This window comes from Streptomyces sp. NPDC049954, from assembly GCF_040656295.1.
GTDB lineage: Bacteria > Actinomycetota > Actinomycetes > Streptomycetales > Streptomycetaceae > Streptomyces.
Window position 1 is genome coordinate 40,599 of record NZ_JBFALS010000023.1, and the last position, 11,120, is coordinate 51,718.

Below are 11,120 nucleotides of genomic sequence, written 5' to 3' on the forward strand. Positions count from 1 at the left end.
TTCCTGATCATCCGTCCCGCGACGTACTGGGCCCCGGGGAGGGACTGACGGAGGCACCTGTGGCTGGAACTGATCGTTCTGCGAGACCTGGGAAGGGTACGCTCCCGCCCCGCCAACGTGCGGAGCGCACCGCTGACTCCCGCAGCGCGGCGGCCGCGTCCCGCCGTCGCTGTCCCGTCGAGGCACGCACAAGATCGGAATAGACCCCGGCGACCTTGTCCTCCAGGTCCACCGCGAGCCGTACGGCGGCAGCGGCGTCCGCCACCGCGAAGGGCAGTGCGTAGGCGGCGGCCGCCGGCTCCGGCGTGCCACCCAAGTCGCGCACCGTTCTTTCGAGTTCGTCGCGCCGAGCCCGGTGGGCGTCAAAAGCCGTCCGGGCGTCGGCGCGGCGATCGGGGTGCACTCGTCCACCCACGACGCCGTAGCCGTAGACGGCGGCATGTTCCGCGCGCAGAGCGGCTTGGACGGCGCGCAGCAACTGCGCCGTATCCTTGCCGCCCTTGCCGCCCTTGCCGCTTTTGGCGTCGGCGGCAGCACTGTTCCTGTCGTCCGGCGACGCGTGCCGCACACTCCCGAAATGCACCGTGTCCTCCTGGAATCCCATTACTTCTTGCCCTCCGTCAGCAGATAGGCGTGGGCGGCCCCCGAGGCCGAGACCGAGGCCAGGAGCCGGGCCAGCTCGTCCGGCGCGTCGACGAGCTGCTGGGAACGGCTGTCGGCCAGCTTCCGCTCCGACGCGGCGAGTGCGGCGAGGGCGCCTCGCGCATCCGCGGGCGCCGGATCCGCTGCTTCCGGTGTGGCGCCCGCCGCCGTGGCGCTCCCGGAGGCAGTGGCTCCCGGAGAGGGAGACGTCGCGCCGGGAGAAGGCTTGCCGCGGAGAAAACTCGCGGCGTGGAACGCCGCCCTGTGTTCCGCGACGTCGTGGCGGAGCGGACTCAGGCGGGAGCCGAGGTCAGGGTGAGCCAGCAGGGCGGCGTCGTACTGCGCCAGGAGCGCCTCGCTGTCGCGGACCGCACGCTCGCTCAGTCGCTGGGCGGCTGATGCCTCCGCCTTCCTCGTGCGGTCTCTCGCCTCCTCGTCGCTGTCGGAGCATCCGCTCACGAACGTCGCTCCGATCACGGCGGCGCCCGAGAGGAACAGGCTCCTTCTGCGTGGTCCTGACGGGGTACTACTCAGCGGACGGGGCAGCGACACGGCAGGCATCCTCGGCGGTTCGGGCGGACAGCAGACGACGGATCGGGCGCCCCGAGGGTGCGGGGAGCCGTAGGCGGCGACAGGGCCGCCCTGCGAGTCGGCCGGTGGGGCAGGCGGCTCGTACAGACGGGCGACGGCGCGGGAGCGGGGTGGGCGGACGGACGGCAGGGCTTGACGGCGCGACGCGTCGCAGGGGCTCAGTGCTCCGAACGCTCACTCGGGGGACCGTCCAGCGACACCCGCGGGGGCCGGGCAGGCGAGACCGCGGGAAACAGGGCCACGAGCCGATGCGGCACGTCGGTGATCACCGTACCTGCGCTCCCCTCTCGTACAGGCGAGCGGGCGACGGGCGCGGCCGTGAGGTCCACCGGAAGGCGCACAGGAGTTCGCCGGACGGCCGAGGGGGAGTCGGACGTCGCCGGTGGCGCCGGGTGGACCGGTCGGCACCGACGGAGGACGTGGCGGCAAGCGGCTTCCGGACCGGATACCCTTTGACCTGACACATGACCCACCACAACAGCACACGCGGCCGAGGAGTCACCCGGATGAGCACCACCCAGAGCGAGAGGCTGCGGAAACTGCTGGAACCGCTCGTCCTCTCCAAGGAACTCGATCTCGAAGAGATCACGGTGACTCCCGCGGGCAGAAGGCGTGTGCTTCAGGTGGTCGTGGACTCGGACGAGGGCGTCGCCCTCGACACCTGCGCGGAACTCAGCCGCGAGCTGTCCGCGAAGCTCGACGAGTCGGACGCCATGGGCGACGGCGAGTACGTCCTTGAGGTCACCTCACCTGGAGCGGACCGTCCGCTGACGGAGCACCGTCACTACGTGCGCGCCGTGGGGCGGCTGGTGAAGTTCCAGATCGCGGAGGCCGGTGAGCTGGTGGCCCGCATCCTCGGCGTCGACGACGACGGCCTCGACCTGGAGGTACCGGGCGTCAAGGGGCGCAAGCCCACCGCGCGGAGGCTGGCCTTCTCCGACATCGCGAAGGCCAGGGTCGAGATCGAGTTCAACCGTAAGGACAGGGCGGCGGACCGCGAACCGGACGCCGCTGACAAGGATGCCGGGCAGGCCGAGGCCGCCGCGCAGACCGAGAAGGCGAAGGAGGCGTAGCCGTGGACATCGACATGAGTGCCCTGCGGGGCTTGGTCCGGGAGAAGGAGATCTCCTTCGACCTGTTGGTCGAGGCGATCGAGTCGGCCCTCCTGATCGCCTACCACCGGACGGAGGGAAGCCGGCGCCGCGCGCGGGTCCGTCTGGACCGCGAGAGCGGTCACGTGACGGTCTGGGCGAGGGAGGACGCCGCCGACCTCGAAGGGCTGGAGGAGGGTGCGGCTCCCCGCGAGTTCGACGACACGCCCTCTGACTTCGGTCGCATCGCGGCCACCACCGCCAAGCAGGTCATCCTCCAGCGCCTGCGGGACGCCCAGGACGACGTGACGCTCGGGGAGTACGCCGGGCGTGAGGGCGACATCGTCACCGGCGTCGTCCAGCAGGGCCGGGACCCCAAGAACGTCCTGGTGGACATCGGCAAGCTCGAAGCGATCCTTCCCGTCCAGGAGCAGGTGCCCGGCGAGGAGTACGAGCACGGCATGCGCCTGCGCTCGTACGTCGTACGGGTGGCCAAGGGGATGCGCGGTCCGTCCGTGACCCTCTCGCGTACGCACCCCAACCTCGTGAAGAAGCTGTTCGCTCTGGAGGTCCCGGAGATCGCCGACGGCTCCGTCGAGATCGCCGCGATCGCCCGGGAGGCGGGACACCGCACCAAGATGGCGGTGCGCTCGACGCGCTCCGGCCTGAACCCTAAGGGGGCCTGTATCGGCCCCATGGGCGGCCGGGTGCGCAACGTGATGGCGGAGCTGAACGGCGAGAAGATCGACATCGTCGACTGGTCGGACAACCCCGCCGACATGGTGGCCAACGCGCTGTCCCCCGCTCGGGTGAGCAAGGTCGAGGTCGTCGACATGGCCGCGCGTTCGGCGCGGGTGACGGTGCCCGACTACCAGCTGTCCCTGGCCATCGGCAAGGAGGGCCAGAACGCCCGGCTGGCGGCGCGTCTCACCGGCTGGCGCATCGACATCCGTCCCGACACGGAGAACGCCGGGGCAGAGGACGCCGCGGAGCACGGTGACGGTGTGGAGCGCGAAGGCGCTCGCGACCGGGGGCCCCGGCGCGACCGCTCCTGAAGGCGGCGCCGTCCTGGGTGCCGTCCCTGGGCGGTGGCGGCAAGCCGGCCAGGCGCTGGATGCCGAGACGGGTGCTGCGGGCGCCGGGGGCACCGGAGGAGACCGGGCTCCCGTCGGGAGCCGGGCCGCCAGGGACCGGAGTGACCATGCCGTAGTGGAGAAGCCTGTGTGACCGGGGCTTCTGCGACCGCCCCGTGGAATATGCCACGGGGCGCGGCGGGGCGCGGCGGGGCGCGGCGGGGCGGGCGGGGCCAGTCGCTCTGCCGAGCCGCTCTCCAGTGAAGCGCGTACGCGGCACGTCGCGACAACCTTGTCCCGCTCCAGGAACGAACGCGCGCGATCGAGCGTCGCGCAGATCAGCACCACGTGCCGGCCGGCCTCGCGTACCGCACCTGGCGGTAACTCCCGTGCGGATCGAGCCGTCGATGGTGCACGATCGAGGCAGACCAAAAGAAGACGGCCGTTCGATTTTTGCCCCATAGGGGTGAGGGCGGCGCGGGGAGGTAGACTTAACAGTGTCTGGTCGGACGCATACCCGCGTGTGCCCTGAACGCACCTGTGTGGGGTGTCGGGAGCGAGCGGCCAAGAGCGCTCTGCTGCGTACGGTGATGGTGCGGGGAGCCTGTCTCCCTGATCCGCGCGGTACGCTGCCCGGCCGGGGTGCGTACGTGCATCCCACCCCGGCATGTATCGACCTGGCGGTTCGCCGCCGGGCCTTTTCCCGGGCCTTTCGGGCCCAGGGAGCGCTCGACACGGCGGATCTTCGCCGCTTCGTCGAGCACGCAACACCGTAAGAAGCGCCGTCCGGAACCCCCGTGCGGCCCTGGTACCTCGCGAGTCGGAAGTAGGTCGAGATTGCGATGAGCACTCGATGAGTACGCGATGAGTACGCCCATGAAGTAGCGACGGTCCGGCGCACCCCGGACCTAAAAGGAGCGAAGTGGCTAAGGTCCGGGTATACGAACTCGCCAAGGAGTTCGGCGTCGAGAGCAAGGCTGTCATGGCCAAGCTCCAAGAACTCGGTGAATTCGTCCGTTCGGCGTCCTCGACGATCGAGGCGCCGGTTGTACGCAAACTGACTGACGCATTCCAGCAGGGCGGCGGTGCCGGTAAGTCCGGCCCCCGTCCCGGTGCGCCGCGCAAGCAGGCGCCCGCACGGCCGTCGGCGCCTTCGCCGGCCGCGCCGTCCCCCTCTCAGGCGGCCCGTCCGGCCGCCCCGAAGCCCGCGCCGGCCAAGCCGGCCGCGAGCGAGCCGCCGGCCTCGCGGCCCGGTCCGGGCCCCCGCCCGGGTCCCGCCGCGCCGAAGCCGGCCACACCTGCTCCGGCCTCTCCGGCGCCTGCCGCGCCCGAGTTCACCGCGCCTCCGGCGCAGGCTCCGCAGCAGCCCGCCCAGTCCGCCCCCCGGCCCGCAGCGCGTCCCGGCGCCCCCAAGCCCGGCGTTCGTCCGGCGCCGCAGGGTGGCCAGAGTCAGGGTCAGGGCGGCCAGGGCCGTGGCGACCGTCAGGGCGGCGCGCCGCGCCCCGGTAGCCAGGGCGGACGCCCCGGTGGCCGTCCCGCGGGTCCGCGTCCCGGTAACAACCCCTTCACGTCCGGCGGCTCCACCGGTATGGCGCGCCCGCAGGCGCCCCGACCGGGCGGTGCCCCGCGTCCCGGTGGCGCTGGCGCCCCCGGCGGCGCTCCCCGCCCGCAGGGTGGCGGCCAGGGTGGCCCCCGTCCGCAGGGTCAGGGCGGCGTTGCCAGGCCCACGCCCGGTGGCATGCCCCGTCCCCAGGCTCCGCGTCCCGGCGGCGCCCCCGGTGGCGGCGGCGCCCGTCCGAACCCCGGCATGATGCCTCAGCGTCCCGCGGCGGGTCCCCGTCCCGGTGGCGGCCCCGGTGGCCGTGGCCCCGGTGGCGGCGGTCGTCCCGGTGGCGGCGCCGGTCGCCCGGGTGGCGGTGGCTTCGCCGGTCGTCCCGGTGGCGGCGGCGGTGGCGGTGGCTTCGCCGGTCGTCCCGGTGGTGGCGGCGGTGGCGGTGGCTTCGCCGGTCGTCCCGGTGGTGGCGGCGGTGGTCGTCCCGGCTTCGGCGGACGTCCCGGTGGTCCGGGTGGCCGTGGCGGCACGCAGGGTGCCTTCGGGCGTCCCGGCGGTCCCGCGCGACGTGGCCGTAAGTCGAAGCGGCAGAGGCGCCAGGAGTACGAGGCCATGCAGGCCCCGTCGGTCGGCGGCGTCATGCTGCCGCGCGGCAGCGGCGAGACCGTTCGCCTGTCGCGTGGTGCCTCGCTCACCGACTTCGCCGAGAAGATCAACGCCAACCCGGCGTCGCTCGTCGCGGTGATGATGAACCTCGGCGAGATGGTCACGGCGACCCAGTCCGTCACGGACGAGACGCTGGAACTGCTCGCCTCCGAGATGAACTACAAGGTTCAGATCGTGAGCCCCGAGGAGGAGGACCGCGAGCTGCTCGAGTCCTTCGACCTGGAGTTCGGCGAGGACGAGGGCGGCGAGGAAGCACTCGTCGCCAGGCCGCCCGTAGTGACCGTCATGGGTCACGTCGACCACGGTAAGACCAGGCTGCTGGACGCCATCCGCAAGACGAACGTCATCGCGGGTGAGGCCGGCGGGATCACGCAGCACATCGGTGCGTACCAGGTCGCGACCGAGGTCAACGGCTCCGACCGTCGCATCACCTTCATCGACACCCCGGGTCACGAGGCGTTCACCGCCATGCGTGCCCGTGGTGCGAAGTCGACGGACATCGCGATCCTCGTGGTGGCCGCCAACGACGGGGTGATGCCGCAGACGATCGAGGCGCTCAACCACGCCAAGGCCGCCGACGTCCCGATCGTCGTCGCGGTCAACAAGATCGACGTCGAGGGCGCCGACCCGACCAAGGTGCGCGGTCAGCTCACCGAGTTCGGGCTGGTGGCCGAGGAGTACGGCGGCGACACCATGTTCGTCGACATCTCCGCCAAGCAGGGGCTGAACATCGACGGCCTGCTGGAGGCCGTGGTCCTCACCGCCGACGCCTCGCTCGACCTCCGGGCCAACCCGGAGCAGGACGCGCAGGGCATCGCGATCGAGGCTCACCTGGACAAGGGCCGCGGTGCCACCGCGACCGTCCTGGTCCAGCGAGGCACCCTGCGGGTCGGCTCGACCATGGTCGTCGGCGACGCCTACGGCCGTGTCCGCGCCATGCTCGACGACCTCGGCAACACGGTCGAGGAAGCCGGTCCTTCGACGCCGGTGCAGGTCCTGGGCCTCACCAACGTCCCCGGCGCCGGTGACAACTTCATCGTGGTCGACGAGGACCGTACGGCCCGGCAGATCGCCGAGAAGCGGGCTGCCCGCGAGCGCAACGCGGCCTTCGCCAAGCGCACGCGTCGTGTCTCCCTGGAGGACCTGGACAAGGTGCTCAAGGAAGGCGAGATCAAGCAGCTCAACCTCATCATCAAGGGCGATGCCTCTGGTTCGGTCGAGGCCCTGGAGTCCTCGCTGCTCCAGCTCGACGTCGGCGAAGAGGTCGACATCCGCGTCCTGCACCGCGGTGTCGGTGCGGTCACGGAGTCCGACATCGACCTGGCGATGGGTTCCGACGCCATCGTGATCGGCTTCAACGTGCGCGCCGCCGGGCGTGCCACGCAGATGGCCGAGCGCGAAGGGGTGGACGTCCGGTACTACTCGGTCATCTACCAGGCGATCGAGGAGATCGAGGCGGCCCTCAAGGGCATGCTCAAGCCGGAGTACGAGGAGGTCGAGCTGGGCACCGCGGAGATCCGCGAGGTCTTCCGCTCCTCCAAGCTCGGCAACATCGCCGGTGTGCTCATCCGCTCCGGCGAGGTCAAGCGCAACACGAAGGCGCGGCTGCTGCGCGATGGCAAGGTCATCGCGGAGAGCCTCAACATCGAGGGTCTGCGTCGCTTCAAGGACGACGTCACCGAGATCCGCGAAGGCTACGAGGGCGGTATCAACCTCGGAAACTTCAACGACATCAAGGTCGACGACGTCATCGCGACGTACGAGATGCGCGAGAAGCCGCGTGCCTGACGTGCTGACGCACGACTGATGCACGGCTGACGTACCGGGGCCGGTCGGCGGGACTTATATCCGTCGATCGGCCCCGTACGTTGCGTGTACGGTTTGGGTGTTCCTGTCAAGAAGTGACAGGGACCCGTACCCCGGACCGGCGGGACATCCGGAACGACATGTATGTGGGGACACTGTCCTTCGACCTGCTCCTCGGCGACGTCCACTCGCTCAAGGAGAAACGCTCCGTGGTGCGCCCCATCGTGGCGGAACTCCAGCGCAAGTACGCGGTGAGCGCGGCGGAAGTGGGGAACCAGGATCTGCACCGCCGGGCCGAGATCGGTCTGGCCCTGGTCAGCGGCGACGCCGGCCATCTCACGGACGTACTGGAGCGGTGCGAACGGCTCGTTGCCGGACGTCCGGAGGTGGAACTGCTCGCCGTACGCCGGCGCTTCTATGGAGACGACGACTGAGACCACGGGGCCACCGACGAGACCATGGGCGGCACGGAACGGGGCGGTGTGTGCCACGCCCTGCGGACCTTCCGCCGGGCCGGACGCCGCGTCACTCGGCGCCCCGTATGCCGTACGGAGCGCCGGGTGACGACGCCCGGCCCGAGGGCCGTATCAGAGCAGCACGACAAAGCAGCACGACAGAGCAGCACATCCGACGCAGGAACAGCAGGAAGTAGGGAGACGGACCGGTGGCCGACAACGCGCGCGCCCGTAAGCTGGCCGATCGCATCCAGGTCGTGGTCGCGGAGACCCTGGACCGGCGAATCAAGGACCCGCGACTGGGCTTCGTGACCATCACGGACGCCCGGGTCACCGGCGACCTCCGGGAGGCCACGGTCTTCTACACGGTCTACGGGGACGACGAGGAGCGCGCGGCCTCCGCCGCCGCCCTGGAGAGCGCCAAGGGCGTCCTTCGCTCCGAGGTCGGGCGCCAGACCGGCGTGCGCTTCACCCCCAGCCTGACCTTCGTCCCGGACGCGCTGCCGGACACGGCGCGCACCATCGACGACCTGCTGGACAAGGCCCGCTCCAAGGACGCCGAGGTACGCCAGGCGTCCACCGGGGCGGCGTACGCCGCAGGAGCCGACCCCTACCGCAAGCCCGCCGAGGACACCGACTCCGAGGACGAGGGCGCCGACGGGGCCGAGCGGCAGGGCAAGGACGGGGACAGCACCGCAGAATGACGAAGCACAGCACGACGCCGGACGGCCTGGTCATCGTCGACAAGCCGTCCGGCTTCACCTCCCACGACGTGGTGGCCAAGATGCGCGGCATCGCCGGCACACGCCGCGTCGGCCACGCCGGAACGCTCGACCCGATGGCGACCGGTGTGCTCGTCCTCGGAGTGCAGCGAGCGACCAAGCTCCTCGGCCATCTGGCGCTGACCGAGAAGGAGTACGTCGGCACCGTCCGGCTTGGGCAGAACACCGTGACGGACGACGCGGAAGGAGAGGTCACGTCCTCCGCGGACGCGTCCGCCGTGACCCGCGAGCAGATCGACGAGCAGGTCGCGCGCCTCAGTGGCGAGATCATGCAGGTGCCGTCCAAGGTCAGCGCCATCAAGATCGACGGCAAGCGTTCCTACAAAAGGGCCCGGGAGGGCGAGGACTTCGAGATCCCCGCCCGCCCCGTCACCGTATCGTCCTTCGTCGTGTACGACGTGCGACCCGACGTCGCGCAGGACGGCACCCCCGTGCTCGACCTGGTCGTGTCGGTGACCTGCTCTTCGGGCACCTACATCCGGGCGCTGGCCCGCGACGTGGGGGCGGGGCTCGGCGTCGGCGGTCATCTGACCGCGCTGCGCCGTACGAGGGTCGGACCGTACCGTCTGGACGGGGCCAGGACGCTCGACCAGCTCCAGGAGGAGCTGACCGTGATGCCGGTCGGTGAGGCCACCGGCGCGGCGTTCCCTCGCTGGGACGTCGACGCCCGGCGCGCCGCCCTCCTGCTCAACGGCGTCCGGCTCGACATGCCGGACGAGTACACGGGGCGCGGCCCCGTCGGCGTGTACGACCCGCAGGGCAAGCTCTTGGTCCTCGTGGAGGCGGAACGGGGCAAGGCCAAGAGCCTGGCCGTCTTCGCCTGACGACGCGGGTGTGGCGGGGCTGGAGCGTCATGCAGCCGTGGCTGGTGGCGCGCTCGCCCAGCACGGGGTGTCGGCCGGCCGGGTAGACGTCCGGAGGGCGCATGGCCGGAGGGCCGGTACCGGGCGGCAGCGCTGGCGCGGTACGCCTCAAACCGGCGCTTCGCGATGTCGCCACGCCGGTGCGGCGGGGCTGGGAGACGGGGCAGGTGGCGGCGCTCCTACTGTTTGCGTGCCGACACGAGCGGATGAGAACCAGGTTGGGCTGCCGATGACGAGGCGCAGCCCCCAGTGGCCCCGCCGTAGCCTGCCCCGTGCCCCGTGCCCCGTGCCCCGTGCCCCGTGCCCCGTGCCCCGTGCCCCGTGCCCCGTGCCCCGTGCCCCGTGCCCCGTGCCCCGTGCCCCGTGGTGCGTTTCTTGGGGCGGTTGTTCCCAGAAGGACGACGGCCGCCCGATGAGTGCGTGTCCTGTGCGGCATGGCACTCTTAGACCTGCGGATTCGTCGAATCCGGCAACAGGCCCACAGAACAGGTTCGACAAGGAGCGGTCACAGTGCAGCGCTGGCGTGGCTTGGAGGACATCCCGCAGGACTGGGGACGCAGCGTCGTCACCATCGGGTCCTACGACGGGGTGCACCGCGGACACCAGCTGATCATCGGACGTGCTGTGGCCCGTGCCCGAGAGCTGGGCGTTCCCTCCGTCGTGGTCACCTTCGACCCCCACCCCAGCGAGGTTGTCCGTCCGGGAAGCCACCCTCCGCTGCTGGCCGCCCACCACCGGCGGGCCGAACTCATGGCCGGGCTCGGTGTCGACGCGCTGCTGATTCTGCCGTTCACCGCCGACTTCTCCAAGCTCGCGCCCGCTGACTTCGTCGTGAAGGTCCTGACGGACCGGCTGCACGCGCGTCTGGTCGTGGAGGGGCCGAACTTCCGCTTCGGCCACAAGGCGGCTGGAAACGTCCAGACGCTCACTGAACTGGGCCGGACTCACGACTACGAGGTCGAGGTCGTCGACCTGTACGTCAGTGGCGAGGCCGGGCAGGGGCAGCCGTTCTCGTCGACCCTGACGCGTCGCCTGGTCGCGGAAGGCGACGTGGCGGGTGCCGCGGAGATTCTCGGACGCCCGCACCGGGTCGAAGGGCTCGTGGTCCGCGGTGCCCAGCGCGGCAGAGAACTCGGGTTCCCGACGGCCAACGTCGCGACGTTGCCGCACAGCGCCGTCCCCGCGGACGGTGTGTACGCGGGCTGGCTCCACGTCAACGACGAGGCGATGCCCGCGGCGATCTCTGTGGGAACCAATCCGCAGTTCGAGGGCACGGAGCGCACCGTCGAGGCGTACGCGATCGACCGTGTGGGGCTGGACCTGTACGGCCTGCATGTGGCCGTCGACTTTCTCGCCTACGTGCGGGGGCAGGAGAAGTTCGACTCCGTCGAGGCACTGCTCGTGGCCATGGCGGACGACGTCAAGCGGTGCAAGGCCCTGGTCGCCGCTTACGCGCGCGAGCACGGTGCGGACGGGGCGCCCGACAGCGCGTGACAGGACGTGGCGACACCCCGCGCGATTTCACCCGCCGCGCAGGTTTGAGGGGACGTCACGCGCAGACTGCGCGGACGGACGGGAGGCCCGGCGCACGACGCGCCG

General features: G+C 71.2%; 10 protein-coding genes. 8 read left to right on the forward strand and 2 right to left on the reverse strand.

Annotated features, from left to right (window positions below; all coding sequences use genetic code 11):
* Window positions 1-7 precede the first annotated feature (7 nt).
* Together AB0J21_RS32230 and AB0J21_RS32235 are read right to left on the reverse strand one after the other, a co-directional pair.
* Window positions 8-604 (reverse strand): ferritin-like domain-containing protein, encoded by a 597-nt coding sequence (locus AB0J21_RS32230; protein WP_363149703.1) that lies wholly within the window; start codon window positions 602-604, stop codon window positions 8-10.
* Window positions 604-1,101 carry a hypothetical protein gene (locus AB0J21_RS32235; protein ID WP_363149704.1) on the reverse strand — a complete coding sequence of 166 codons (498 nt, stop codon included), beginning with the start codon at window positions 1,099-1,101 and terminating at the stop codon, window positions 604-606. Before AB0J21_RS32235 ends, AB0J21_RS32230 begins: the two co-directional genes overlap by 1 nt.
* Before the next feature lie 638 nt (window positions 1,102-1,739).
* Between AB0J21_RS32235 and rimP the strand changes: the two genes are divergently transcribed.
* From rimP to AB0J21_RS32275, 8 genes are all read left to right on the forward strand, one after another.
* Entirely contained in the window at window positions 1,740-2,306 is a 567-nt protein-coding gene (rimP, locus tag AB0J21_RS32240; protein WP_363149705.1) for a ribosome maturation factor RimP, read from the forward strand.
* A 2-nt stretch (window positions 2,307-2,308) separates the two neighbouring features.
* The gene (gene nusA, locus AB0J21_RS32245; protein ID WP_363149706.1) at window positions 2,309-3,379 is read left to right on the forward strand and encodes a transcription termination factor NusA; all 1,071 of its coding nucleotides are present in this window, start codon (window positions 2,309-2,311) and stop codon (window positions 3,377-3,379) included.
* A 515-nt stretch (window positions 3,380-3,894) separates the two neighbouring features.
* Window positions 3,895-4,173 carry a YlxR family protein gene (locus AB0J21_RS32250; protein WP_363149707.1) on the forward strand — a complete coding sequence of 93 codons (279 nt, stop codon included), beginning with the start codon at window positions 3,895-3,897 and terminating at the stop codon, window positions 4,171-4,173.
* Window positions 4,174-4,319: 146 nt separating this feature from the next.
* Window positions 4,320-7,403, forward strand: a complete 3,084-nt coding sequence (gene infB, locus AB0J21_RS32255; protein WP_363149708.1) for a translation initiation factor IF-2 — start codon at window positions 4,320-4,322, stop codon at window positions 7,401-7,403.
* Between the two features lie 158 nt (window positions 7,404-7,561).
* Window positions 7,562-7,855: a DUF503 domain-containing protein gene (locus AB0J21_RS32260; RefSeq protein ID WP_363149709.1), complete on the forward strand. Its 294-nt coding sequence runs from the start codon at window positions 7,562-7,564 to the stop codon at window positions 7,853-7,855.
* 230 nt (window positions 7,856-8,085) lie between these two features.
* Window positions 8,086-8,580, forward strand: coding sequence for a 30S ribosome-binding factor RbfA (rbfA, locus tag AB0J21_RS32265; RefSeq protein WP_363149710.1), 495 nt, complete (start codon window positions 8,086-8,088; stop codon window positions 8,578-8,580).
* Window positions 8,577-9,482, forward strand: a complete 906-nt coding sequence (gene truB, locus AB0J21_RS32270; protein ID WP_363149711.1) for a tRNA pseudouridine(55) synthase TruB — start codon at window positions 8,577-8,579, stop codon at window positions 9,480-9,482. The genes rbfA and truB overlap by 4 nt, the downstream gene beginning before the upstream one ends.
* Before the next feature lie 549 nt (window positions 9,483-10,031).
* Window positions 10,032-11,015 (forward strand): bifunctional riboflavin kinase/FAD synthetase, encoded by a 984-nt coding sequence (locus AB0J21_RS32275; RefSeq protein ID WP_363149712.1) that lies wholly within the window; start codon window positions 10,032-10,034, stop codon window positions 11,013-11,015.
* Window positions 11,016-11,120: the final 105 nt, after the last annotated feature.

Coding starts and splice junctions, on each gene's coding strand:
- AB0J21_RS32230 (WP_363149703.1), bottom strand. CDS start 604: ATGGGATTCCAGGAGGACACGGTGCATTTCGGGAGTGTGCGGCACGCG.
- rimP (WP_363149705.1), top strand. CDS start 1,740: ATGAGCACCACCCAGAGCGAGAGGCTGCGGAAACTGCTGGAACCGCTC.
- AB0J21_RS32260 (WP_363149709.1), top strand. CDS start 7,562: ATGTATGTGGGGACACTGTCCTTCGACCTGCTCCTCGGCGACGTCCAC.
- truB (WP_363149711.1), top strand. CDS start 8,577: ATGACGAAGCACAGCACGACGCCGGACGGCCTGGTCATCGTCGACAAG.